This is a genomic window from Allobosea sp. Root381 (assembly GCF_001429395.1).
Taxonomy (GTDB): domain Bacteria; phylum Pseudomonadota; class Alphaproteobacteria; order Rhizobiales; family Beijerinckiaceae; genus Allobosea.
The window spans coordinates 35,210-60,282 of sequence record NZ_LMJT01000017.1; the positions used below are offsets into that span (position 1 = coordinate 35,210).

Here is a 25,073-nt window from a genome sequence, read left to right on the forward strand (position 1 = left end):
CAGGCTGAGAGAGCGTTTGCGCAGGAGCCGGGATTGCGCCGGCGCGGTCAGGTTGCGCCGGCTTCCTCCTGATCGACGCGGGCCTTGCCGCGGCGGATAGCCGGCAGGGCCATGCTGATCAGGAGCAGCAGCGAGATGGTCAGGAAGGTCAGGCTGATCGGGCTGCGCACGAAGATCGAGAGATCGCCTTCCGACAGGAGGAGCGCCCGACGGATGTTCTCCTCCATCATCGGGCCGAGCACGAAGCCCAGCACCAGCGGCGCGGGCGGGCATTTCAGCTTCGCCAGTACATAGCCCAGCACGCCGATCACCGCGCAGAGATAGACGTCGATCGCACTGTTGTTGAGGCTGTAGTTCCCGAGCGCGCAGAACATGACGATCGCAGGAAAGAGCCAGCGATAGGGAATGCTGAGTAGCCGCACCCAAAGGCCGACGAGCGGCAGATTCAACGCGACAAGCAGAGCGTTGCCGATGAACATGCTGGCGATGACGCCCCAGAAGAGTTCGGGGTTACGCGTCATGACGGACGGGCCCGGCTGTACGCCGTTCATGATCAGCGCACCGAGGATCAGGGCCATGGTCGCGCTGCCGGGAATTCCGAGGGTCAGGGTCGGGATGAAGGCCGTCTGCGCGGCCGCATTGTTGGCGGCCTCAGGCGCGGCGACGCCTTCGATCGCGCCCTGACCGAAACGGGACGGGTCCTTGGCGAGCTTCTTCTCGAGCATGTAGGAGGAGAAGGACGAGATCGACGGCCCCGTGCCGGGCAGGATGCCGAAGAAGGAGCCGATGGCCGTGCCGCGCAGCGTCGGCAGGAACGAGGCCTTCAGGTCGCTCCAGCGCGGCATCAGGCCGCCGACGTTCTTGGTGAAGACCTCGCGTGTCTCCTTCTGCTCCAGGTTTACGACGACCTCCGCGATCGCGAAGATTCCGACTGCGAGCACCGTGAAGCCGATGCCGTCCGCAAGTTCGGGCAGGCCGAAGGTGTAGCGTTCGACGCCCGAGTTCACGTCGGTGCCGACCAGGCCGATCAGCAGGCCGACCACGACCATGGCGAGCGCCTTGACCATGTCGCCATGACTCAGCACCGAGGCGGCGACGAGGCCGAGCACCATCAGGGCGAAGTAGTCCTCCGCGCCGAAGCGCAGCGCCCAGCCCGCGAGCGGCACGCCGAGCGCGACGATCAGCAGCGTGCCGATGCAGCCGGCGACGAAGGACGAGATCGCGGCGATCGCGAGCGCGGCACCGGCCCGGCCGCGGCGCGCCATCTGGTAGCCGTCCAGGCAGGTGACGGCGGAGGAGGTCTCGCCGGGCAGGTTGACGAGAATTGCCGTGGTGGAGCCCCCATATTGGGCGCCGTAGTAGATGCCGGACAGCATGATGACGGCCGAAACCGGCGGGAGCCCGAAGGTCATCGGGAGCAGCATCGAGATCGTCACCAGCGGGCCCACGCCCGGCAGTACGCCGATCAGCGTGCCCAGCAGCACGCCGAGGAAGCAATAGGCGAGGTTCTGCAGCGACAGCGCGACGCCGAAGCCGAGCACGAAATGATCGATGATCTCCATGGCTCAGAAATTCCACGCGAAGAGGCTGTAGGGCAGCTTCAACCCCCAGACGAAGACCGCAGCAGCGAAGGCCGACATCACGACCGTCAGGACGAGCACTTCCAGCGCCTTGAATTCGTGGCCGGCGCGGGCCGACACGAAGAACAGCGCAGCAAGCGCCGGCACGAGGCCCAACCGCTCCATCAGGAAGCCGAAGAGCAGGAGCGATCCGGTCAGCAGCGCAAGCGGCAGCCAGGCCCAGCCTCCATCGACAGGCAGACAGCTGCGCAGCCCCCTGATGAAGGTGACGATGCCGAAGCCGATCAGAACGAGGCTGAGGATGCGCGGGAAATAACCTGGCCCCATGTCGATCGTGGCGCCGAATTTGTAGCCGAGCGCGATCGCGAAGCCGAGCGCGCCGAGCCCCATGAACAGCAGGCCGGCCAGTGCGTCCTGGTTCTTGAAGATACTGGTTCTCATGGCTGATTCCGAAGTGATGTCGGGAAAGCGCAGCGTGGCTGCGCTCCGTAACGACGTCTCAGGATCGGTGGGCGCGCCGTGCCGGCGCTGGCAAAATCCGCCAGCGCTTGGCCGGCCGGGAGGCCGCCGAACTGCAGCCTGGGCATCCCGGCGCCCGCCTTCGGCTCAGTCGGCGACCTTCACATCCGCCGCCTTGATGACCTGCGTCCATTTCGGCACGTCGGATTTGATCAGTGCGCCGAACTCCTCGCTGCTGCCGCCCAGCGCTTCGGCACCAGCCGAGCGCAGCTTGGCCTGGGTGTCGGGCAGCTTCAGGATGGTGTTCAGTTCCTTGTTGAGGCGCGCGACGATAGGCGCAGGCGTACCTGCAGGTGCAGCCAAGCCCCACCAGGTCACGGCGTCGGAGTTCTTGATGCCTCTCTCGTCGAAGGTTGGAACATCCGGCAGGTCGGCGTCGCGCTTGGTCGCGAACAGGGCGATCGGGCGCAGCACGCCCTCCTTGATCTGCGCCATCGCCGAGGGCACCGACGAAATATAGATCTCGACGCGCCCGCCCAGGAGATCAGGCAGTGCCTGGGCTGCGCCCTTGTAGGGAATGTGCCGGAACTTGACCCCGGCAAGCTGCTGCAGGAGTTCGCCCGCCAGATGCGAGCTCGTCCCGACGCCAGGGGAGGCGAATGTCAACTTGCCGTCCTTGGCCTTCGCCGCGGCGATGAGATCCTCGACAGTCTTCAGGGGCGAGTCCTTGGCGACGACGAGCACCTGAGGCGCGGAGGCCGCGAGGCCGATCGGCGCGAAATCCTTGATCGGGTCGTAGTTGGCCTTGCCGAGGATCGGGTTGATGACGAGATTCGCGTTCTGCGCCAGGACGATCGTGTAGCCGTCCGCCGGCGCCTTGCCGGCAAGGCTCAGGCCGACGCTGCCGCCGCTGCCCGGCTTGTTGTCGACCACCAGCGTCCAGCCCGTAGCCTCGCCCAGTTTCTGGGCGATGACGCGCGCCACGACGTCGGTGCCGCCGCCCGGCGGAAACGGCACGACAAGCCGGATCGGCTTGTCCGGATATTGCTGGGCCTGTGCCGCCGTTGCGAGCGCCGAAATCGTCAGTGCGGCAAGTGCCTTGTAGATCATCCTCATGATGTTTCCTCCCGTTGTTATGGTCGTCCGGTATCTGGTCCGGATCTTAGGCGGCGAGTTCGGTCAACCTCGCAAGGCTGGCCGCATCCGGCTCTTCGCCATCGAGCACCGCGATGACGTGTCGGGCGGCGATCTCGGCCATCGTCTTGGCCGATCCCGCGGTCACCCCTGCGATATGCGGGGTCCCGATAAGGTTGGGCAGCGTCCAGAGCGGACTGTCCTTCGCCGGCGGCTCGACCGCGAAACTGTCGAGGGCTGCTCCGGCGATCTGGCCTTCCAGCAATGCGGCCGACAGAGCCGCCTCGTTGATGAGGGCGCCGCGCGCCGTGTTGACGACGAAGGACGTCGGCTTCATCAGGCCGAACCGGCGCACATCGAGGAGATCGCGCGTGGCGTTGGTCAGCGGGCAATGCAGGCTGACGATGTCGGCCTCCCCGATCAGGCGGTCGAGATCGCGTTCCGCCCCCCTGTCGAACTGAGCGATTGCTTCCCGGGCGTGGGGGTCATGCAGGATAACGGACATGCCGAGGCCCTGCGCCATCCGGGCGACATGCTGACCGATGGAGCCGAAGCCGACGAGTCCGATCACAGTGCCGGCGATATCACGCCCGATGAAGCTCGGCTTCGGCCATGTGCCGGCTTTGACGGCGTGGTCGAGGCGCGGGATATCCTTGAGCAGCGTCAGGGCGAGCGCGATGGTGTGCTCGGCGACGGCACGCGAATTCGAGCCCATGGCGCGAATGACGGGAATGTCTCGCGCGGCGGCGGCATGCAGGTCGATGTTGTCGACGCCGACGCCGTGCTTGGCGATGACCCGTAGCCGGGGAGAGGCCGAGATGATCGCCTCGTCCACCCTGCCCTGGCGGACGATCAGCGCATCGACCTGCAATTCGGCAGCGCGCTGCGCCACCTGCTCGCTGGGCGCATAGGCAGGCGAGAAGAAGACGTCCACGTCATGGGCGTTGAGAAGATGGATGGCGCTTTCGGCCAGCCGGTCATGCGTCACGAGCACACGCCTGCCACGGGTTGCGGCACTGGAATCGGTCATCGATGCGTTTCCTCACGGCAGCTTCGTAGCCTGCTTCGCAGCAGGTTCGGTGCCCTTGACGCGTAGTATTGACCGACGAACCGTTGCGCGTATGCTGAAATAATCGCATATATCAATGATTTTTTGTCATGAAACATCCGATCGACGCCATTGAAGCCTTCATCCAGATCGCGGAGCTCGGAAGCTTCAACAAAGCGGCGGAGAAGCTCCACGTCACCCAGACCGGGCTGACGCGACGCATCCAGCGGCTGGAAGCGCATGTCGGCCTCAAGCTGATCGACCGCACGACCCGCACCGTCGCATTGACGAGCATCGGGCGCGAGTTCCTGCCGGAAGCCAGGCGGATGATCGATGCCGTCGATCGGTCGTTCGAGCGGCTGAAGACCATGTCGCGCTTCTCGACCGGCGACATCACGATCGCCTCGGTCCCATCGCTGATGTATGGGCGCCTGCCCCGCATCCTGCGGAGCTATGCGACGCTGCATCCGAGCAACCGCGTCGAGATTCTCGACCGGACCAGCACGTTGGTGATCGAGGCGGTGCGCCGGCGCCAGGCCGAGTTCGGCCTGCACGTCCAGCCTCCGAACCAGCAGGACCTTCACAACGAGATCCTGGTCCGCGACCCCTTCGTCGTCTACTGCCGGAACGACCATCCGCTGGCGGGGCGCGCGACCATCGCCTGGGCGGACCTCGCCGGCCACGACCTGATCACGCTGGGCGGCAGCAGCGGCAACCGGCTGCTTATGGAGGCGCAGCTGTCACGCTCCGGCATCGAGGTCAAAACCAAATTCGTGGTCGAGTATTTCTCGAGCGCCATCGGGCTGGCTTCCGAAGGGCTGGGTATTGCAATTCTCGTCGCTTCCCTCATCGAGAACCTGCGTGCCGACCTTGCCCAGATCCCGCTGGTCGAGCCGATCGTCAACCGGCCGGTCTCGCTGATCCGCCGGCGCGGTGAAACACTGACCCCGGCAGCACAAGCGCTCTACACGATGATCGTTCGCGATCTCGGTCCGCTATAGCAGCCACAAAGGTCGACCCAGCGTTTCGGCGGGCATGTGGATCTTGGCGGTCAGTCCAACTCGGGAACGCCCCGTCTTCAACGCAGGACGCGTGTTGGTGAGGCCCAGATGAGTTGCCGGCAACGGCACGATCAAACGCCATATGCTGTCAAGCGTATGCGACCCATCCACGGAATGTGAAGCCGACGTAGAAAAGGCCAATCTGGGTAAACCCGGCTTCGCGCAGAACCTGTTCGTCTTCTTCAGGCGAAAGGATCGGCAATTGCTCTGCGATAGCGGTTCGTGCCCTCTCAGCTTGCGATCGCTCGATGCCCGACGACGTCGCGAACGAGGCGTACCGGCTCATCCATAGATCAATCTCGCCCTCCGGAATGCTGTAATGGGCGCATACGAACGGGGCGCCCGGCTTCAGGCGTCTCCGGACCTCCTCGAGGGTGCGTAAGCGTTCCCGGCGCTCGATAAAATGCAGGGTCAGGATGCACGCGGCGGCATCGAACGGCCCCGCGGGCGCGACGTCGATAAGCCCCAGGTGCAGCCGTGTACGGCACGCGAGGTCGCCGAGGGTGGTTTGCGCAAGCTCCAGCATAGGAGCGGAAGGATCAACCCCGACGAACGACCACTCAGGCTGTGCTTCGGCGAACACCTTGAGTTCGAGGCCGCCCCCGGCACCAAGCACCAGGATCTGCGCATCAATCGGAGCTCGTTCCGCAATGAGGAGCATGGCCATGCGCTGCATGTCGGCGTAACCGGGCACCATGCGTGGTGGGTTCTCTGCGTAGCGTGCGGCGGCCTGACGGTCGGAGAATGCATCCATGCCCCACCGCTACCACAGCGCAGTGGATGCTGCGAAGGTCCGCGGCGCGGCCGTGGCTTCCGCACTCAATGCTACCTCTCACTTATCTCAATGGCCGGAAAATTGAGATAAAATATTGATTTTGCATCGACTTTTCTCCGGAAACCGCATGCCGTTTTTCGGGCCGATGCTTTAGCGTCCACAGGGATTGAGAGCCGTTGAAGGGATGTCTGATGCCGAGGCGCTGGGCAATTGAATGTCGCGTCGGTAAGCTGTTGTTTACCATGATCGGGTCTGTTCGCTCTCCTCAACAAAAGGAGAAGCACATGGATCGTCGCTCGTTCCTGACCGCCCTGTTCGGCGGTGCCGCGGCCACTGCCATCGGCGGGGTCGCCACCAGTCAGATCGCAGCCGCCGCATCGGCGCCCCTTCTCGAACGGACTGCGCTCGACGAACTCGAGGCGGAATTCACCCAGTACCGCGGACCCCGGCATCGCCGTCCGCGGCGTCAGGTTTGCGAGGTTCGCCGCAACCGCTTCGGGCGCCGCGTTCGCGTTTGCCGCTGGATCTGAAAAGGCTGCCCCGGCCCACCCGGCCGGGGCACTCCTTGGCTCTTCCTCTCGCCCCGACAGCCCTGTCCGGGCCTCGCCTCGGTCTTGGCCTGCTAATCGGCCTGTAGCGTCAGACTTCCTGAACGGCAGGCACGCGAACAGGCCTATGACGGAAACGTACCACTTTCTCTCTGCTGGCTCCTGCAACCACCCGGCTGACACCGGGCGCCTCCCGGAGCACGCTCCGCCAGGCGTTCTCCACCTCGGCCGTGAAGGCAACGCCAAGTCTTCGGCGCAGCGTCCACATCAAGGTTTCTTCGAGTTCGTGGTATCGGGAGCTTATCAGCCGGCAGACCTTGTCGGACGGCGCCAACGCCCTCACCGTGGGTCCGATCGCACCGAATGGCCCGGCATGGGCCAATATGAACGCGAGCGCCCGTAAGAAGCTGCGTTCCTCAGGGGCGAAGTCCATGCAGAACACCCGATAGACGTCCGGATATGTCTCGAGCAGCCGGATGTTGAACATGATGTCCGCCTGCTCGGCTTCGGAGCCCATAGTCTCGAGGCTCGCCAAGGCGAGCGAAATGGCGCGGTCGCCCATCGATCCCACCTCAGAATTTCGCACTGAAATTGGCCTTGAAGGATTGGTCCGCGCCGCCTGAGCCGAACTGGCCGCCATAGGAAACACCGAGCACGGCCGTGGGTGTCAGCGCGAAGTCGACACCGGCCTCCACCAGCGCCGCATCGCGCGCAATCGGCCCTCCGGCGATCGTGAACGGATTGCCGCCGCTGGCGAAGCGCATCGTCGTGGTCGAGGTCACGTCACCGAAGGCGTGGCGCCAGCCGACCATGCCCCTGGCCGTGACCGACGCGCCATTGACGTCGAACGTTGCGGAACCGCGCAGGCCGAGCGTGGTGAAGCCGGTCTGCGCATTGCTGGACCCAGCCGTCAGCGCCGCCGCGCCGCCGGTCTCGCGGAAGCTGTCCGTATGCAGATTGGCATAGGCGAGGTTGGCGAAAGGCTCGAAGCGGGTCGCCCCCATGGAGAAGCCATAGGCCAGCTCGCCGAAAACCTGCGCCGTCGCCGCGCCGTAGTCGCCCCCGAGGCTGTTGCCGATGCCGGGGAAGGCCAGGCGGCGGCTGGTCGAGACGTCGTGCCAACTATAGGCCGCCCCCGTACGCAAGGCGAGATTGCCCCATTGCGCGCCGCCATAGACGCCGAAATGGTAGTTGTCGCTCGTGCCGGACGCGTAGCGCATTTTCGTATCGAAACTGCTGTGGCTGTAGCCTGCGACGGCACCGAAACGCCAGTTGTCGAAAGCCGGGACGTCCGCGCCGATGAAGAAGCCGCCGGTCGAGCGGATGACACGGGCGGCATTGTGATTGCTGCCGGCATGGCCCCAGGAGCCGAAGCCCTGCCCCCAGAAGGCGAGGCCGTCCCTGTTTCCGGCAACCGGCTTCGGCACGCCGTCCTGATAGGTAACGACGGGGCCTGAAGCTCCCACGCCGTCGAAGGCCCCGCGGAGGCGATCATTGACGGCGTTGCGGACGAAGCGGCTGTCCTCGATCAGCACGGTCTTCGCGGAAGCGTGGAGTTCACCCGAAAGCTGGTCGAAAGCGCTGCGCGCCTGCTCGGCCGAGAGGTTCAACACTGCGTCATGGACGGCGTTTCCGCTGCCGAGACTGTCGACGCCGCCGCCTGTCGCCCTCTGGTTGGCCGTGCTGCCGATCTCGGCGAAGCCGACATTGTTGCGTGTCATCGTCAGATAGACGTTGTTCTCGTCATAGCTGAGCGACGGATCGAGGAAGACGAGGCTCGAGGTCACGCCCTCGGAGAAGGTGCCTGTGACGCCTCGCCCCGCCGTCAGGATCGTGTATCGCGTCGATGCCGCATAAGCTCCGGTTCCGCTCACGACCCGCACGGCGCCGCCGTCGATCACGGCCGACTCGGTGACGGCAAGACTGTCGGACTGCCCCGCCCCGTCGACCTCGACCTCATAGGTCGAGCCCATGCGGAAATGGATCGAACCGTTGACGGCCAGCGTGCCGATCGAGTTGCCGGGCGAGATGGTCGCGCCGGCACTGATGACCGTCGAACCTATCGTGCCGACGCCCGACAATACGGTACCGTTCTGCATGTCCAGCGAACCGCCGAGATTGCCCTCGACCGCCAGCCCGCCGCTGATGACCGCGGTGGAGCCGGTGAAGGCCGAGCTGTCGCCCGTCAGGCGCAGCAGGTTGCCGCCGCCGACAGCGACCTGGAAATCTCCCGATCCGGAAATTGAGCCGCGATAGGTGCCGCTGCCGGCCTGGCCGAACCGCAAGAAGGCATCCTGCGCGATCGAGACATTGCCGCCGAACAGATCGGTTCGGGAAATCAGGCCGCCTTGGCTGATCGTCCAGTCTAGCGCGCCGGCCCCGGCAAGAGTTAGCGTTCCGGCGCCGGTCTTCTCCATGGTGCCCCGGCCATGGATCTCCCCTTGGAACACGCCGTCTCCGGCCTGATCGAACACGACATGGCCGTTGTTGCCGATATTGTTCCTGATGCTCCGGCTATTGCCGACGAGCGTGCCGGCCCGGACGAGGGTGTCGCCGCGGTAGCCGTTGTTGCCGGTTATGATCAGCGTGCCGTGGTCGTCCTTGACGAGGGCGCCGTCGCCGCGCAGCTCCGACGCGATCGTGGCGACGTAGGCGGAGCCCGCCCGCGAACCGTCGCCGACGCGGATGACCGTCTGCTCATCGGCCAGCGTGATGGCGTCGCCCTCGATGCGATAGCCATCGACGGCGAACTGCATGCCGCCCACGGAAACCGCGCCGTCGGCGCCGCTCACGGTCACGACGCCCGGAGCCGCCTGGAAGACCGCGAAGCGGCCGCCCCAACCATGGTTGGCCTCGCCGTTCGCGGTCGTCCAATTGGTGGGACCGTTCCGCCAGATGCCGCTCCCACCGGCAATCGCGCCGTCGGAGATCGTGCCGGCACCGTCCCAGAACTGTATCGCCGGGCGGGGATCGGGACCTGGGCCCGGGCCCGGGTCCGGGTCGGCGCCGACGACGATGTTCACCTGATTGGCGATGGCGGTCTGGATCGCGATGTCACCGATGCCGTAGCGGCTATCGTCCGGCACGCCGACGACCTCGAGCCCGTTGTCGGTCAAGGTTCCGCCATAGTTGAACAGGCGGTAGACGCCCTGGCCGAAATTGACCCCGGCACCGTCGTCGATGGTCAGCCTGCCATCGAGCGTGAGATGGCCCTCGACCTCGAAGAAGGCAGAGCTGCTCGGTGCATCGACCAGGATGTAGATGTCGGAATTGTTCTGGAGCGTCAGGCTCCCCATGGTCAGGGTGCGGTCATATTGCCCGACGAGCCGCCCGCCATCGGCGATGGCGACATTCCGCTCGATGCGGCCCGAGCCCGTCACCGTGCCGCCAAAGGCCACTTCGACATTCCCGCCATAGCGGCCATCGAAGGAGAGCCCGCCATCCCGGATGATTGCGCCGGGCGAGTCGAGGCTATGGCCGGTCAGGCTCACCATGCCCCGGCCGACCTTGTTGATCACATGGTTATGGCCGGTGATGACGCCGGACAAGGTGCCGTAGTCGTTGTTGTCGAGCGTGATGCTGTCTTCGAGCAGCATGCTCTGGGCGATCGTGACGCCGTTCGACAATTCCAGGGCGCTGCGGGTGCCTGCCGCCCTTCGGAAGGTCACGTTGCCGCCGAGGCCGAAGGCATTGTCCCGGCCCGCCACGACCCTGCCGCCTTCGATCGATGTTCCGCCGATGTAGCTGTTTTCGGCAAGCAGCCAGAGCGTGCCGTCGCCATCCTTGCGCAGCCCGCCGAGTCCGCCGATTGCGCTCGAAATGGTCGAATCGCCATCCCGGACACCGATCATAAGGATGGCGTTCTCATCGAGGATGATCGTTCCGCCGGCATTGCCCTGAATGCGATCGATCGTCTCGCTTCGAGCCAGGCGCAATGTGCCGCTGCTGCCGACCCGCAGTTGGCCGGTGTCGGCGATCGCATCGCCGCTGTCGAGCACCAGCGTGCCGTACTGGACGTTGGTGTCGCCGGTGAAGCTGTTCCGCCCGGTCAGGGTGAGCGTGCCGTTGCCATATTTGACGAGCGGGCCCGAGCCCGAGATCGTGCCCGCCACGGTTGCGGAATGGCCGGGGCCGACATTGAGCATCGCTCCGGCGGTGCCCGAGATCAGCATGTTGTTCGCTAGGTTCAGCCCGTCGACATTGAAGGTCAGCTGCGAGGCCGACGAGCCGTTGGAGGAGAACGCGATCGCGCCCGTGCCGATGCCGGTGGCCGAGTTCAGCCTGATATCGCCGTAGGCGATCTCGGTGCCGCCGGAATAAGTGCTGTTGCCATTCAGAATGACCGCGCCGCTTCCGACCTTGCGAAGCCGCGACGTTCCGGCGCCGTCGTGAAGACCCTCGATCGAGCCGATCGTCAGGGTGAAGGTCGCGGCGGTGCCGGCGCTGTCGTTCTGAACGGTGCCTCTGGTATTGGTGAAATTGTTGAATTCCAGATCCTGTCCCGCAAGGTCCAGAGTGCCGGCGCCGACCAGCGCGACCCTGGTTCCGTGGCGGGTAAAATACTCGCGCCCCGCAAGGCTCGGGCCGAACTGGAACCGCCCCTCCCACAGCCGCAGCAAGCCGGCGTGATTTCCCGGCGATGTCTGGATGCCCGAAATGGAATCGGGCGAAAAGATCAGGGTGCCGTAGCTGGGGCCTACGCTGCCGATGTTGAGAGTCGAATTCGACTGCAGGAACCTTAGATTGCCGGCATAGGTCGCGGCAACGCCGCCCGCGGCCGAGATGGACGCCACAGCATTGGAGATGTCGATATCGTCATCATAGGTTCCGGTAGCCGTATAGCGATACTGGGCCTGCGCCGTGACGAGCGGCAGCAGAACACCCATCAGTGCAGTGGCGCAGAGAAGGCGGCTTTTTCGGGAAGAGACGGAATCCGTCACGCGGCTGGTGGCAAGCATGATGATACACTCGGCCTGTTGTGGAAGCTGGATTTCGAGCGGGGCGGAGCCGCGGAGGCACGCATCCGCTCGCCTGAACGAAGAGCCGGAAACGGCCGCGCAGATCAGAAGGCGACGGCGCTATCTGGTGATCGCCCTGATGTCGGGCTCTTCCCTGGACCAATCTGTGGAACCGACATGGCGTCTAGACCTCCGCTCGAATGTCGAACGGCCTAGCAAGTTCGCCCATGGCCTACCCTGCATGTTCCAAGGGGATGCAGTAAAAAACTCAAATTCCCGATCAAGAAAGGCTATTAACGCTCTCCTTGAAGATTATCGGCCTGCGATTTTCCTGTCTATTTTGCGTTTGACAATTTTTTCATTCGTGCAACATAGGGTAACATAGCATCCCGATATTGTTCGCCGCGCTTGCGGACGTTGTCTAAGGCTTGTGCATGGGCGCGGAGCATCTCCCGAGCGGCCTGCTTCTGCGCCGTCGTCATCTTTGCGGCCTCGCCGAGCCTGGTCGCGAACTCGTCAATCATGGTCTCGAGCTCGACAGGCGGGATGGCGGCGATGAAGCCCGCCATGGTCTGGTCGAACGCGTCCTTCCAGGAGGTTCGGGTGAAGCCGGAGGCGGGGATGAGCCGCGAGGCCTCTTCATCGATCTCGAACCACTCCGCGGCCGCCTCTTCGTCGAAATAGACCGTCTTTCCGCTTTCCACGGAGAGCCGCTCGAGAATGGTAACGACGGTCCCGGCCTTGCGCATGTCCAGGGCGGCGGCTCCGGTCGGTACGAAGGCAAAAGCCAGCGCGGCTACAAGGGCAATTCCGGCAAGCAGATTGCCGACCCTCGGCACGGAATGCTCGCTTGCTCGCCGGCCCCCGGGCCAGATCTCGCTGTTCCTCATCGCCACCCCAGTCTTTCGCCGCAACCAGTGCCGAAACGGCAATATTGGGAACGATTGACGGGCGCCCCCTCCGTTCACAGGGGGGACGCGACATCGCGCGCTCCTATCCTGGCTCAGCTGCTCCCGAACCTTGAAAGACCTTCGATGCGCCGGATTCGATGCGCGCGGCCCTCCTGGCCTTCGCGGTCCATGCTTGCCCTGCTGATCGCAACAGCGATGCTTGCCGTTCCCGCAAGTGCCGCAGAGTTCGCGCGCCCGGCGGGGCCTATACTCCTGAGCCTGACGGGCAAGATCGGGGCAATGAATTCCGACAAGGCGGCGCTCTTCGATGAAGGCATGCTGTCGTCGCTGCCGCGGCACCAGATCGTGACGAGCTCTCCCTGGACCGAGGGCATCAAGCGTTTCGAAGGCTTCCGGCTGAAGGACCTGCTGGACAAGGTCTCTCCCGCAGGCAGCATCCTTCGCGCGGAAGGCATCAACGGCTACCGGATCGATATTCCCATCTCCGACGCGGAAGAATTCGGCGTGCTGATCGCGTCGCGGATGGACGGAAAGCCGCTGCTGCGGCGCGACAAGGGGCCGCTCTGGATCGTCTACCCACGTGACGCTGTGGCAGCCCTGCAGATTGACCGCTATGATTCACGATGGGTGTGGCAGCTCGACAAGATAGAGATCAGATGAGCAGCGGGGCAGGAAAGCGGACGGCAACAGCTATTACCATTGCTGTCATCGCCGCCTGCGCCGTGCTTCTAAGCCTGGCCCTGCACCGATTGGTGAAAACAGAAGAGGACCTGTCCAGCTCCTTCGGCGAGAATGTGCTGTGGTTCATCTCCCAGGTTCATTTCGAGAACCATCGTCTTGCCTTGGCCGCCGAAGCCTGGAACCGCGGCCATCGGACGGACGCCGACGTGCGGGAACTCCAGCTCCGGCTCGACATGGCGTTCAGCCGCCTCGCCGTGCTCTCGGAAGGTGTCTATCGGAACGTGATCGCGCGGAATCTCGGCAGCGAGCCTTTGGCGACGGCGCTCTCTCACCTCAAGACGTTCGAGGAAGCCTTGGGCCGCGCGATGGTGTCACGGGCACCGCTCCCGCAGTCCCACATCGACAGTCTCCTCAACGATGCCGTCGTGTTCAGCGCGGCGTCGAACGACGTCATGACGGCGGACCGCGACGACCTCGCCGCGCAGCGCGACACATACAGGCGGAACCTGCTCGAGGCGATCACCGCCATACTGCTGATCTTCGGTTTCGGGATCTTCATCGTGGTGCGCCTGGTGAAGAGCCTCCGCTCGGTGGCTCTGGCCGAGGCTGCGCTCAGGCGCGACCGCGATTTCTCGAACCTGCTCCTGGAGTCGAGCGGTGACGGGGTCGCCGCCTTCGACATGGACGGCCGGTGCACGCATCTGAATGCCGTGATGAGCACGATTTTTCCCGTTCCCGGCGGGGCCGATGTCGTGGGACACCTGATCAAGGATGCCTACCGGCTGCCGGACGGCCACATCATCCTGAACATGATACGGGACACGGTGGCGGGGCAAAGCCTTCACATGCCTGCTCACCCGGTCCCGAACGGCAACCGCTATGTCGAGAAGTTCACCCATCCGGTCCGGTCGGGAAACGCGATCGTCGGCGGCGTCCTGTTGATCCGGGATGTCACGGATGCACATCTCGCCCGGATGCAGTTGCTCGAGCATCGCGACCAGCTCGAGGCGACCGTCAAGCAGCGCACCGGCGATCTGGAGGACGCGCTCGAACGCGAGACGCGCCTGCGCGAGCTCTACAAGGGCTTCGTCTCGATGGTGTCGCACCAGTTCCGGACGCCGCTCTCGATCGTCGATTCCAGCGCCCAGCGCATGATCCGCCGCGGGAAGGAGATGAGCGAGGAGGAAATCCGCGAGCGGGCGGGCAAGATCAGAACGGCGATCCTGCGCTTGACAAGGCTGGTTTCGAGCACCCTCAACGCGGCGAAGCTGGATGCAGGGGAGATCGACTTCGCACCGCGCCGCTGCGATCTCGGGAAGCTCATCGTGGAAGCCTGCGAACGCCAGAAGGAGGCGACCCCCAACCGGCGCTTCACGATGGCGCTGGAGCAGCTGCCCGACTGGGTATCCTGCGATCCGCTCCTGATCGATCAGGTCGTGGCCAATCTCCTGTCCAATGCCGTCAAGTATTCGGCTCCGCCCGATCCGATCGAGATCACGGCCGAGCTGGACGATTGCTGGATCCACATCAGCATCAGCGACCGCGGCGTCGGCATCCCCGACGATGAGCGCGACAAGCTCTTCGAACGGTTCTTTCGGGCGAGGACCTCGGCCGGCGTGGAAGGCACCGGCATCGGCCTGCATGTGGCGCGCACCATCGCCCGGCTGCACCAAGGCGATGTCGTCTCTCTTCCGCGGGTGGCGGGCGGCTCGACCTTCGTTCTCAGGATCCCGAGAGAGGAGGCACTGGCAGCATGAGTGTTCATCGTTCGAGCATGACGGATGCGGCCTCCAGCCGGCAGAGAACCATTCTCTGCGTCGAGGACGAACCGGATCTCCGCTCCGATATCGTCGAGGAGCTGGTTTCGGCGGGCTACCGCGTCATCGAGGCCGGCAATGGCCGGGAAGCGCTCATCAAGCTCGAAGACATCCGCCCGGATGCGATCCTGTGCGACATCACCATGCCTGAGCTCGGCGGCTACGAGCTGATGGCGAAGCTTCGGGCCGAACGTCCCGAACTCGCCGAAGTGCCCTTCATTTTTCTCACCGCGCTCGCCGACAAGGCGGAGGTGCTGAACGGCAAGAATGCCGGCGCCGACGACTATCTGGTCAAGCCAGTCGACTATGATGACCTGCTGGCGACGCTCAAGGCGCGGCTTCGACTCGTCGACCGGATTCGTGACGCGTTCCTTGCCGATCTCCAGCGCCAGCAGCAGAGAATGATCGAGGAGGCGGTGCGCGACGGCGAGGTGGCGCTGGCCGCCTTGGCGGCGGCTCTGGACCGGCTGTCGATCGGCATCTTCCTGCTCGAGGAGACGGGCGAAGTCCGCATGGCCAACGAGGCGGGCCGGCAGCTGGCCGGAAAGGGCGACGGCTTGTCGCTGACGCCCACGGGGCTGCTCGCCCGTTCCAGCGCGTCCTCGCAATCGTTGAGGGCTGCACTCGCCACGGTGTTGCGGGATGCCGGAACCAGCCAGACCCTCGCGGTCGCGCGTGACGAAGGGCATCCCCTCATCCTCCAGATCTCGTCGCTCAGCGTGCCGGGCAGCAACGCCCGCCATGCCATCGCGCTGGCGGTCGATCCCGACAGGCAGGCCGACATCTCAACGGAGCTTCTGGCTTCCCTGTTCGGCTGCACCTCGGCCGAAGCCCGGCTGGCTGCGGCTCTGGTCGCGGGCAAGAGGCTCGAGGAGATCGGAGAGGAGTTCGGTGTCAAGCAGACGACGATCACCTTCCATCTGCAGAACCTCTTCCAGAAGACCCATACCAACCGGCAAGCCGATCTCGTCGCCCTCCTGATACGGGCCACGCTGCCATTATCGTTGAGCCATTGAAGCGGGCGAGTTCCCCTGCGTTCGCAGGGGGAAGCCTCCGATTGTCCATGCTAGCGCCACCCGACGAATGAGGTGGTGCAACGATGCGATCAAGACATTCCGTTTTCGCGCGGCAGGCATCGGCATCGGCGCGAATGGCCATACGTGCCTTGCAATCAGCGCGCGCGGTCGGGACATTCCTGAGCCTGGCTGTGCTCACAAATTGCCAGAGTTCACCGCAATCGAGTTTCGACAGCCCGGTCTTTTCAGACGAGACGCGCGCGCTGGAAAAACAGCTCGATGCGGAGGCTGCCGCGTTGGGAACGGCGCAAGCGCTCATGAGCATGCCTGCCGCATGGGACCCGACCGGAGCCGCAAGCCTGGTGACGATCCCTGCCGGCCTGGCTGCCCGAGAAGCGTTCCGGCGGCAGGCGGACGCAAGAATGGAGGCTCAGTTGGCAAAGGACCAGGCGGAGTTCTATCGCAGATACGGCCTGAACCCCGACGGGAGCCCCAGCGGGCGCAAGGGGCCCTTGTCCGTAGACTAAGGCATCGGCCCGAAAGTACCCTGCGGCTTCCGATAAAATCGGTGCAATATCAAAGATCTATGCTCAGGAATCATTGAGCCTGGATTGGGTGCGTCTGCACCAACGCATTCGTGTCGCGCTGGCGCCACGCCACGCTCATGCGGAGAGCCGCCTGCGCGGCTCCAAATCCGTTATCGACGTTGACGCAGACCAGTCCAGGGGCGCAGCTGGCAAGCGCGGAGTGTAGCGCGACTTGCCCACCCTGTGCGACGCCGCGGCCGACAGATGTCGGCACCGCGATGATCGGCGCCGGAACCAGGCCTGCGAGGACGCTGAACAGGGCGCCTTCCATGCCCGCGACAGCGATGATGAGCCGCGCCGCACGGATTTCCTCGACGCGCTCAAGCAGGCGCCAGAGCCCGGCCACGCCGACATCCGCCACAATCTCGCAACCGACGCCGCAGAAGGCCAGTGTCCGGGCTGCCTCGCCGACGACCGGCATGTCCGAGAGGCCGGCGGCGACGATCATGATGCCGGAAGGTCTCGTGGCCGGCACCGCGCCGAAGAAGGCAGTCCGCGAGCGCTCATCGTAATCGAGCTCTGCCTGTAGCTCGGCCGGAAGCTCCGCGACGCACTCGGCCGCGAACAGCGTGATCAGCAGGGGCTTGCCCACCTGCCTGGCCTGCAGGAGTATATCGACGATCTGCTCGCGCGACTTGCCCTCGGCATAGACGGCCTCGGGCAACCCTGTTCGCGCCGTCCGATCCCAGTCGATCACAGCTCGTTCCGGCACAATTGCGCTCATGGACCGGCGTTCCTCACGAAGGCGCTGCCGGTACGATAGGGCGAGATGCCTATGAACGTCCTGTCTTCGGCGGCGCTCGCGCGCATCATTACGGCCTCCAGCGCCGCCTGCTCGCCGGCAGCCAGAACGCGGCCGACCTCGAGATGAACCCCGTCGCGGCGCAGCCGGACGCGCACCGTCTCGTCCTGCCCGATGCAGGCGCGCGCCTCGCGCTCCGTCCGGTCTATGAAGGCGAGATCGCGCTGCACGATCGCTATGCCCGTCTCGATGCGGCTGGCGAGGCAGGGCTGGGCCGGCAGTTCCGCGAACTGCGTCAGGCCGAGGCTGCGCGCAATCGCCCGGATCGTCGCCTTGTCGATACGCGCCGCAACGAAGGGATGCAGCACGTCATGCTCGCCGGCGGCGATCAGGCCGGGGCGATGTTCCGCCATGTCGTCCAGATTCGTGCCCGAGGCAATGGTCCGCTCGGTCGTCGCGCGGATGGTGCCATAGAGGTTCGACTTGCAGAAATAGCAGCGATTATAGGGGTTGGCACGATACCGCGGATCGTTCTGCTCTCCGGCGTCGAGGATCGTCAGATCCCACCCCTCAGTCGCGGCATGGCTATCGATCACCGCCCGCGCCGAGGACGGCACGGCCGGCGAGACGGCGTGAATCATGATCGGCCGCACCTCGGAATGCCGGTGCGCGACCGAGGCCAGCGTCATGCTGTCGACGCCGCCGCTGACCGCGATCGCGAGCGGAGGCGCCTCGCGCAGATTGGCGAGCAGCCGTGACAGCGCCCGATCGGCCTCCTCCATCAGCCCCGCTCCCGCTGCGCCGTAAGGCGGCGCTCGGCCAATGTCGCGGCCGCGCTGAGCGCATCGCTCTCGACCTTGACGGTCGTCGCGCCGTCGGGCCGCTGCGCCTGCTTGAATCGCAATCCCTGCGCGGTCAGTCCATTCTCGCGCGGCAGGATCGTGCGGCGGATCTCGTGCCAGCGCAGGCCAAGCGTGGAACTCTGCAGAAAGGCCTCGCGGCCGACCGCCTCGCGTCTCTCCGGCTCGACGAGCAGCGAGAAGGTGATGAGCGGGCGTCCCTTCTTGCCGATGGCCGGTACCAGCCGCAGGTCGCGCACACCGGCAAGGGCACGCAGCCTGTCCGCAGCTTCCGCGATCTCCTCGCCCGTCATGTCGTCGATGTCGAAGCTGAGTTCTAGCAGGGGCTCGACCTCCTGCTCGGCGGCCGCCGGCTCGAACAGGCTGGCGCGCAGCACGTTGGGCATGCCAGGCAGGGTCCGCGTGCCGGCGCCGTAGCCGACCCCGAGCAGGCGCATCTGCGCGGGCCGGGCGCTGCCGCTGCCGGCGAGGAAACGGAGGATGGCCGCGCCGGTCGGCGTGACGCGCTCGCCGCTCACGCCGTCATCGCGCCAGGCGAAGCCGGTGAGGATATCCGCCGTCGCGGGTGCCGGCACCGGCAACAGCCCATGCGCGGTCCTGACGAGCCCGCCGCCCAGCGGCAATGGATCGACGGTCCAGCTCGCACCGTCGAGCGCGGCCGCGATGCTGCCGGCGGCGACGACGTCCATCAGCGAATCCCAATCGCCGATCTCGTGGAAATGCACCTCCTCGACAGGCATGCGGTGCATGCGCGCCTCGGCCTCGGCGAGGATGGTCAGGATCGCAATGGCAGCGTCCGCGGTCCCCGGGCTCAGCCGTGCCGCGCGGATCGTCTGGCGCATGCCAGCGAAGGTGCCGGAGCCATGGCCATGAGAGTGGTCGTGGCGATGGATGTGGTGACCGCCGTGAGCATGGTCCGCGGCGCGTGGCTCGGCCCCATGGTGATGCCCGTCATCGTGCCCATGACCGTGCCCGTGTCCATGGCGGTGATGCCGGCCCTGCCCCTCGTCGTGACCGGCGGTATCGCCGGAGGTCGGCTCCGCCGCTGCAAGCGAGAAGTGGCGGGCAGCGATGCCGCCCGAGAGTATGTCGGCGAGCCGTACCACCCCGGCGCCTCCGGGCAGAACAGCCGCGACATCGGACAGGACGCGGCTCTCCAGATCGGGCCGTGCCGCCAGCATCGCAGCGACGAACATGTCGCCGGCGATGCCTCCCACCGGGTCGAGATGGACATGGAGAGGCGTGTTCATGGCCACCCGCTTCAGTGGCCGGCTGGCCAGGGATCAAGCAGGCGGCCATCGGCGCCGAACCGCATCGGCTCGGGCTCGCCCATGATCTCGACGCCCGGGCGCGAGGCGATCTGCGGCAGCAAAGCCTCGGAAGCGTAGAGATATTCCAGGTGCAGCGTGTTGGGGATGCGGATCATGGTGATGGCATCGGGCGTATGCGACTCGCAGGTCTTCACCGCTGCCTGGATCGCGGTCTGGTCGTCGGGCATCGCCATCGGCAACGAGGCCGCGATCAGCACGCCGGAGGTCAGCGAGTTCGTATAGACGGATTCGCGGTCGAATCTGTTGAAGAGGCGGTCAGTGATCACGTCCGCACGAGCGACGCCATTGGCATTGCCCTGGCTCTTGTCGGTGACGTCGAGCACCACGATCCGCGAGACGGAAGGACCACCCTTGATCGCAGTGGTCGAAGGCCGCCCCGTGATGTTGGGGTCCATGCCGCTGCCGGAGAATTCCTTGCCGACATAGTCGACCAGGAGCACGTCCAGCGGGCCCGAGGCGAGCGGCTGGTCGAGCGGGCCGAGCGGAAGGCGCGGCATGTTGCGCATTGCCTCCGCGAGATAGATGCGCTCCTTCTCGATCATGCCCTCGGTCGGCAGAACGACCACCTTCGACAGCCGGTCATAGGCATTCTCGACCGTGCCGATGCCGAACAGCACCTTGCAGGTCGCGAGCTTGACCCGCGCCATCTCGACGACGAAGCGGCCGACATAGTTGAAGCCCCAGGCGTGGCAGTTGTCCGCGCCCGACTGCTTGCCGAGCCCGATCGAGAGCATCTTGGCGAGCCCGCTCTCGTTCTCCCAGCGGAAGGCGCTGTGCGGCTTGATGCGGTTGAACAGCACGATGCCGTCCGCCTCATAAGCGAGTTTGTCGATGCGCACCGACATGCCGTTGTCGAGCACGCCGACCTCGACCGTCTCCATGCTGGAGCGGATCGGGCAACCGGCGCTCGCCTCGGTGACGCCGAGCTGGGCGAGCACCTTGGTCTGGCCCTCTGCGGTGGCACCGCCGTGGCTGCCCATGGAGGGTACAATAAAGGGCTCGGCGCCGAGCGCGCGCAACTCCGCGACGATGGCGCGCACCAGTTCCGGCAGGCTGGCGAGGCCGCGGCTGCCGACGGTAAGCGCCACCGACATGCCCGGACGAATGCTCTCGCGCACGAAGCCTGCGCCCGCCATCGCCTCGCGGACCCCGACCGCGGGATCGGCAACGTCCTGCGCCTCGAAATGCTGCCGCACCAGCGCCATGCGCGGCGGCTTCACGTTCTCGACAAGCTTTACGTAGCTCGGGCGCATATCTTTCTCTCCGGAGCGAAGTGGCGGTTCGCCGCCCTACTGCGCTCCTATTCCTTGAACACGACTTCGCGCTTTCGGGACATCCCGGGCAGCAGCACGACCAGGAGGCTCACGACCGCAATCGCCAGCAGCGATGCGGTCAGGGGCCGGGTCAGGAACTGGGTCGCGTCGCCGCGGAACAGCAACATGGAGCGACGCAGGTTTTCCTCCAGCATCGGGCCGAGAATGAAGCCGAGCAGCAGCGGGGCGGGCTCGCAGTTCAGCTTGTAGAGGAGATAGCCGAACACCCCCATCCCTGCCATCACCAACACATCCGCACCGGCATTGTTCACGCTGAACACACCGATCGCGGAGAACACGACGATCGCCGGGAACAGGTAGTTGTAGGGGACTGTCAGCAGGCGGACCCAGATGCCGATGAGCGGCAGGTTGAGGATCACCAGCATCAGGTTGCCGACCCACATCGAGGCGATCAGGCCCCAGAACAGGTCCGGCTTCTCGTTGATGAAGGCCGGCCCGGGGGTGATGCCGTGGACGATCAGCGCACCGACCATCAGCGCCATCACCGGATTGGACGGGATGCCGAGCGTCAGCATGGGAATGAAGGAGGACTGGGCGCCGGCATTGTTGGCGCTTTCCGGCCCGGCCACACCTTCGATGGCGCCCTGTCCGAACTCCTTGGGGTTCTTGGCGAACTTCTTTTCCACCGCATAGGAGGCGAAGGAGGAGAGCAAGGCGCCGCCGCCGGGAAGGATGCCGAGCAGGGAGCCCAGCCCCGTGCCGCGCAGCACCGGCGCGGCGATCCGGCGGAAATCCTCGCGGCTCAGCATCAGGGAGCCGACCTTCGCGACCCCGACCGAGCGCTGTTCCGGGTTCTCCAGGTTCCGCACGATCTCACCGATGCCGTAGATGCCCATCGCCAGCGCGACGAACTGCAGGCCATCGCTCAGGTTCTCGAGTCCGAAGGTGAAGCGGGCCTCGGTGGTGTAGACGTCGCGGCCGACGAGGCCGAGCAGCAGACCCAGAATGATCATCGCCAGCGCCTTCAGCAGCGAGCCGGAGGCCAGCGTGATCGACGCGATCAGCCCGAGCACCATCAGGGCGAAATATTCGGGCGGGCCGAACTGCAGCGCGAGATTGGCCAAAGGCGGTGCGAACAGCGCGATGAAGAGCGTCGTGACCGTGCCCGCGAAGAACGAGCCGAGCGCTGCTGTCGCCAGCGCTGTTCCAGCGCGGCCCTTCCTTGCCATCTGGTAGCCGTCGATCGCAGTCACGACCGAGGTGCTTTCGCCTGGCAGGTTGATCAGGATCGCCGTGGTCGAACCGCCATACTGCGCGCCGTAATAGATGCCGGCGAGCATGATCAGCGCGGACACCGGCTCCAGCCCGAAGGTGATCGGCAGCAGCATCGCGATGGTGGCGACGGGGCCGAGGCCGGGCAGGACGCCGATCAGCGTGCCGAAGAGCGCACCGATGAAGCAGTAGAACAGGTTGGTGACGCTCAGGCTCGTGGACAGGCCGAGCGCGAGATTGCTGAAAAGATCCACAATTCGATCCTCGTCAGGACAGCCAGGAGCCGAGCATGGGGATAGGCAGGCCTAGCCCGAGGATGAAGACGGCCCAGGTGAACAGCACGAGTCCGGCCGCAAGCGCGATAGCCGCGCGCCAGCCGACCTGTCCACTCGCCATCGCCGAGAGAATCGTCGCGATGCCGACGCAGGGGCCGAGCCCCAGCCGCCCCAGCCCCAGGCCGAAGACGAGAACCGAAGCGACGACCAGAAGGAGGCCGCGCCAGGCGATGGCCGACGGCGCGATCGCCTCGCTCGCCAGCGCCCGAAGCAGGATGGCGAGGCCGATCAGGGCGAGCAGCCCGGACAGCACCAGGGGGAAATAGCCGGCGCCCATTCGCAGGGCGGTGCCCAGGGACAGATCCTGCGCGAGATAGGCGAAGCCACCTGCGGCGGCCATGAACATCAAGCCGGACAGGCCGTCCTGGCTGAGCAGGGCCTTCCTGAAGCTGTTGCCGGTCATGGGTGATCCATTCGAAGATAAAGAGGCGTGGGCGGCAACGCGCCGCCCACGCATGATCGCATTACTGGGGCTTGATGTTGCCCTTTTCGATGACTTCCTTCCACTGCACGGTCATCGACTTGATCAGGTCGGTGAACTGAGCAGGCGTCGTGCTGATCGGGGTCATCCCGAGTTCCTGCATCTTCTTGACCGTCTCGGGCGCCTTCATGAAGGCCTGGATCTCGGTCGAGAGCTTCTCGACGACGGCATCGGGCGTGGCGGCCGGAGCCAGGAAGCCGTGCCAGGCGGTCGCCTCGAAGCCGGGGACGAATTCGGCCACGGTCGGCATGTCCTTGTCGAACGCCTCGCGCTCGGGCGTCGCAACGGCCAGGGCCAGGAGCTTGCCGGACTTCACCTGCGGCAGCAGCAGTGGCACGTTGTCGAAGGCGAGCTCGACGCTGCCGGAGAGCAGGTCGGGCAGCATCGCGCTGGAGCCGCGATAGGGGATATGGACCATCTTCACGCCGGTGCGCTGCATGAACAGCTCGCCAGCAAGGTGCTGGGTCGTGCCGACGCCGGCGGAACCGAAGCTGACCTTGTCGGGATTGGCCTTCAGATAGGTGATGAGATCGGGCACCGTGCGCGCCGGAATCTTGCTCGGATTGATGACGAGCACGTTCGGAACGACGCTGACCTGGGTGATCGGCTTCAGGTCGCGCAGCGTCTGATAGGGGAACTTCGCGCCGTAGAGCGTGGGATGGACGGCCAGGTTCGACGTCGAGGCCAGCACCAGTGTGTAGCCGTCGGGCGCGGATTTCACGACCTTCTCGACGCCGGACACGCCACCGCCGCCGCCGATGTTCTCGACGACGAAGGGCTGGCCCAGTTTCTTATGCAGATGCTCGGCAGCGAGGCGCGCGATGATGTCGGCGGTGCCGCCAGCCGTGAAAGGCACCACGATGGTGACCGGCTTGCTCGGATAGGCCGGCTGCGCCAGCGCCGGGGCGCCCAAGGCGAGCGACAGACAGGCCGCCGCGATCGTTTTGAAAACCATGATTCCTCCAGTTCTTTTCCACGCGGCCTTGTGTTCGGACGCTTGATGAAAATGGCGAGGCCGCTGAGACACGCCGGAAGCCGCTGCTGGCGGCACGGCGGGGAACCTGCTCAGTTGTCGTATATTTGTCAAGTCATGTCGGGACGCCGCGCAACGCGACAGCCATATCGGTCGTCAAAGCGAAAGATCGAGGGCCTTGCCCTCGAAGATTCGGTCGCGCGAGCCCTCAAGATGGCTGCGCATCGTCTCGCGCGCGAGCGTGGCATCGCGATGCCTGATGGCTTCGAAGATCGCCTGATGTTCCGCGAATACGCCGTCCAACCCGGATTTCGGGCCCATCAGCGACACGCCGTGGAGCTTCATCCCGACCGCGATGTGATCCTTCAGGGCGAGCATCGAAGAGATGTAATAGTGATTGTTCGTGGCGTGGGCGATCGCGCAGTGGAAGGCGAAATCCGCGTCTTCCCGATGAAGGTGAGCACGCGTCGCGTTCTGCATCAGATCAAGCGCGGAAGCGATTGCTCCGAGCGCGGCGTCATTGCGACGAAGTGCCGCGTAATGGGCGTGATCCGGCTCGATTGTAAGCCGAAACTCATAGCAGCGTTGAATGTCCGCGATCGTCTCGACCGGCGAGAACCCGATCGGCGGGGCTTCCTCGACGCGCATCCTGACGAAGCTGCCGGCCCCCTGCCGCGAATAGACCAACCCCTCGTTGCGCAGCCGCCGCAGCGCCTCGCGCACGATCGGCCGCGAAACCAGCAATGTCGCTGCCAGTTCGTGCTCGCCGGGCAATTTCTCGTCCGGCTTGTAGTCTCCCCGTCCGATCTTGGCGCGAATGAACTGATAGGCCCGTTCGACCAGCGGTGTGCGATGCGCACGCTCGCTCATCTCATCGGGGCTGTTCGGCCCGTAGTCCACATCTGCTTCAGAAGCGGCACGAGCCGGCATGACAGGTTTCCGGAATCAATCTCATTGCTGCGGTCAGGCAGCTCGGGAGTATTACAATGCGAGTTCCCAGCCCGTTCGCCAACGGCATTCTTGGCGGCTGGGCACGGTTTGCATCGCCCGGCAGATTGTCACGATGAGATCAACATTACAACATGTTGACATTGCGGGGTGCGCCTCATAACCAATGGCCCGATCAACGAGGACATGGCGCCGTGCGCCGGAGGATTCGTCATCGGTGGCTAAGCCAGCAGCTGCGAGCCATGCCCTGCCTGTCGCTTCGGAGCCGTCCGCAGCAAAGTT

General features: G+C 65.2%; 22 protein-coding genes. 6 read left to right on the forward strand and 16 right to left on the reverse strand.

Features of this window, described 5'->3' with window-relative positions:
- Positions 1-47: 47 nt before the first annotated feature.
- The 4 genes from ASE63_RS15485 to ASE63_RS15500 form a co-directional block, all read right to left on the reverse strand.
- Entirely contained in the window at positions 48-1,562 is a 1,515-nt protein-coding gene (locus tag ASE63_RS15485; protein WP_056802821.1) for a tripartite tricarboxylate transporter permease, read from the reverse strand.
- Positions 1,563-1,565: 3 nt separating this feature from the next.
- Positions 1,566-2,021: a tripartite tricarboxylate transporter TctB family protein gene (locus ASE63_RS15490; RefSeq protein ID WP_056802824.1), complete on the reverse strand. Its 456-nt coding sequence runs from the start codon at positions 2,019-2,021 to the stop codon at positions 1,566-1,568.
- 165 nt (positions 2,022-2,186) lie between these two features.
- Positions 2,187-3,155 (reverse strand): tripartite tricarboxylate transporter substrate binding protein, encoded by a 969-nt coding sequence (locus ASE63_RS15495; protein WP_056802826.1) that lies wholly within the window; start codon positions 3,153-3,155, stop codon positions 2,187-2,189.
- Positions 3,156-3,201: 46 nt separating this feature from the next.
- The gene (locus ASE63_RS15500; protein ID WP_056802829.1) at positions 3,202-4,203 is read right to left on the reverse strand and encodes a hydroxyacid dehydrogenase; all 1,002 of its coding nucleotides are present in this window, start codon (positions 4,201-4,203) and stop codon (positions 3,202-3,204) included.
- Between the two features lie 128 nt (positions 4,204-4,331).
- Between ASE63_RS15500 and ASE63_RS15505 the strand changes: the two genes are divergently transcribed.
- Complete coding sequence (locus tag ASE63_RS15505) at positions 4,332-5,222, forward strand: LysR family transcriptional regulator (protein WP_056802832.1); 891 nt, start codon at positions 4,332-4,334, stop codon at positions 5,220-5,222.
- 148 nt (positions 5,223-5,370) lie between these two features.
- Here the strand turns inward: ASE63_RS15505 and ASE63_RS15510 are convergent, their stop codons facing one another.
- Positions 5,371-6,036 carry a class I SAM-dependent methyltransferase gene (locus tag ASE63_RS15510; protein ID WP_056802835.1) on the reverse strand — a complete coding sequence of 222 codons (666 nt, stop codon included), beginning with the start codon at positions 6,034-6,036 and terminating at the stop codon, positions 5,371-5,373.
- 305 nt (positions 6,037-6,341) lie between these two features.
- Between ASE63_RS15510 and ASE63_RS15515 the strand changes: the two genes are divergently transcribed.
- Positions 6,342-6,587 carry a hypothetical protein gene (locus ASE63_RS15515; protein WP_056802839.1) on the forward strand — a complete coding sequence of 82 codons (246 nt, stop codon included), beginning with the start codon at positions 6,342-6,344 and terminating at the stop codon, positions 6,585-6,587.
- 109 nt (positions 6,588-6,696) lie between these two features.
- Here ASE63_RS15515 and ASE63_RS15520 read toward each other — a convergent pair whose 3' ends face one another.
- The 3 genes from ASE63_RS15520 to ASE63_RS27755 all read right to left on the reverse strand — a co-directional run bounded on the left by ASE63_RS15520 (position 6,697) and on the right by ASE63_RS27755 (position 12,402).
- On the reverse strand, positions 6,697-7,167 hold the full coding sequence (locus tag ASE63_RS15520) for a hypothetical protein (protein WP_056802842.1): 471 nt from the start codon (positions 7,165-7,167) through the stop codon (positions 6,697-6,699).
- 10 nt (positions 7,168-7,177) lie between these two features.
- Positions 7,178-11,563: an autotransporter domain-containing protein gene (locus ASE63_RS15525; protein ID WP_082609984.1), complete on the reverse strand. Its 4,386-nt coding sequence runs from the start codon at positions 11,561-11,563 to the stop codon at positions 7,178-7,180.
- 335 nt (positions 11,564-11,898) lie between these two features.
- The gene (locus ASE63_RS27755) at positions 11,899-12,402 is read right to left on the reverse strand and encodes a hypothetical protein (RefSeq protein WP_162261783.1); all 504 of its coding nucleotides are present in this window, start codon (positions 12,400-12,402) and stop codon (positions 11,899-11,901) included.
- A 240-nt stretch (positions 12,403-12,642) separates the two neighbouring features.
- On the opposite strand from ASE63_RS27755, the gene ASE63_RS27760 reads away from it, so the two are divergent.
- The 4 genes from ASE63_RS27760 to ASE63_RS15550 all read left to right on the forward strand — a co-directional run bounded on the left by ASE63_RS27760 (position 12,643) and on the right by ASE63_RS15550 (position 16,515).
- Positions 12,643-13,134: a molybdopterin-dependent oxidoreductase gene (locus ASE63_RS27760; RefSeq protein ID WP_056802851.1), complete on the forward strand. Its 492-nt coding sequence runs from the start codon at positions 12,643-12,645 to the stop codon at positions 13,132-13,134.
- 92 nt (positions 13,135-13,226) lie between these two features.
- Positions 13,227-14,912 carry a PAS domain-containing sensor histidine kinase gene (locus tag ASE63_RS15540; RefSeq protein ID WP_162261784.1) on the forward strand — a complete coding sequence of 562 codons (1,686 nt, stop codon included), beginning with the start codon at positions 13,227-13,229 and terminating at the stop codon, positions 14,910-14,912.
- Positions 14,909-15,988, forward strand: a complete 1,080-nt coding sequence (locus tag ASE63_RS26630) for a response regulator (protein WP_156410395.1) — start codon at positions 14,909-14,911, stop codon at positions 15,986-15,988. Before ASE63_RS15540 ends, ASE63_RS26630 begins: the two co-directional genes overlap by 4 nt.
- Before the next feature lie 134 nt (positions 15,989-16,122).
- Positions 16,123-16,515, forward strand: a complete 393-nt coding sequence (locus ASE63_RS15550; RefSeq protein WP_056802858.1) for a hypothetical protein — start codon at positions 16,123-16,125, stop codon at positions 16,513-16,515.
- A gap of 70 nt (positions 16,516-16,585) precedes the next feature.
- Here ASE63_RS15550 and larB read toward each other — a convergent pair whose 3' ends face one another.
- The 8 genes from larB to ASE63_RS15590 all read right to left on the reverse strand — a co-directional run bounded on the left by larB (position 16,586) and on the right by ASE63_RS15590 (position 24,773).
- A complete protein-coding gene (larB, locus tag ASE63_RS15555; RefSeq protein WP_056802862.1) occupies positions 16,586-17,299 on the reverse strand; it encodes a nickel pincer cofactor biosynthesis protein LarB in 714 nt (237 codons plus the stop codon).
- Complete coding sequence (locus ASE63_RS15560; RefSeq protein ID WP_056802865.1) at positions 17,296-18,099, reverse strand: hypothetical protein; 804 nt, start codon at positions 18,097-18,099, stop codon at positions 17,296-17,298. Before ASE63_RS15560 ends, larB begins: the two co-directional genes overlap by 4 nt.
- Positions 18,099-19,427, reverse strand: coding sequence for a LarC family nickel insertion protein (locus tag ASE63_RS15565; protein ID WP_082609987.1), 1,329 nt, complete (start codon positions 19,425-19,427; stop codon positions 18,099-18,101). Before ASE63_RS15565 ends, ASE63_RS15560 begins: the two co-directional genes overlap by 1 nt.
- Positions 19,428-19,438: 11 nt before the next feature.
- A complete protein-coding gene (locus tag ASE63_RS15570) occupies positions 19,439-20,761 on the reverse strand; it encodes a lactate racemase domain-containing protein (RefSeq protein WP_056802868.1) in 1,323 nt (440 codons plus the stop codon).
- 47 nt (positions 20,762-20,808) lie between these two features.
- The gene (locus tag ASE63_RS15575; RefSeq protein WP_056802872.1) at positions 20,809-22,308 is read right to left on the reverse strand and encodes a tripartite tricarboxylate transporter permease; all 1,500 of its coding nucleotides are present in this window, start codon (positions 22,306-22,308) and stop codon (positions 20,809-20,811) included.
- Positions 22,309-22,321: 13 nt separating this feature from the next.
- Complete coding sequence (locus tag ASE63_RS15580; protein ID WP_056802874.1) at positions 22,322-22,792, reverse strand: tripartite tricarboxylate transporter TctB family protein; 471 nt, start codon at positions 22,790-22,792, stop codon at positions 22,322-22,324.
- Between the two features lie 61 nt (positions 22,793-22,853).
- Positions 22,854-23,825: a tripartite tricarboxylate transporter substrate binding protein gene (locus ASE63_RS15585; RefSeq protein ID WP_056802877.1), complete on the reverse strand. Its 972-nt coding sequence runs from the start codon at positions 23,823-23,825 to the stop codon at positions 22,854-22,856.
- Positions 23,826-23,999: 174 nt separating this feature from the next.
- The gene (locus ASE63_RS15590) at positions 24,000-24,773 is read right to left on the reverse strand and encodes a FadR/GntR family transcriptional regulator (RefSeq protein WP_082609988.1); all 774 of its coding nucleotides are present in this window, start codon (positions 24,771-24,773) and stop codon (positions 24,000-24,002) included.
- Positions 24,774-25,073: the final 300 nt, after the last annotated feature.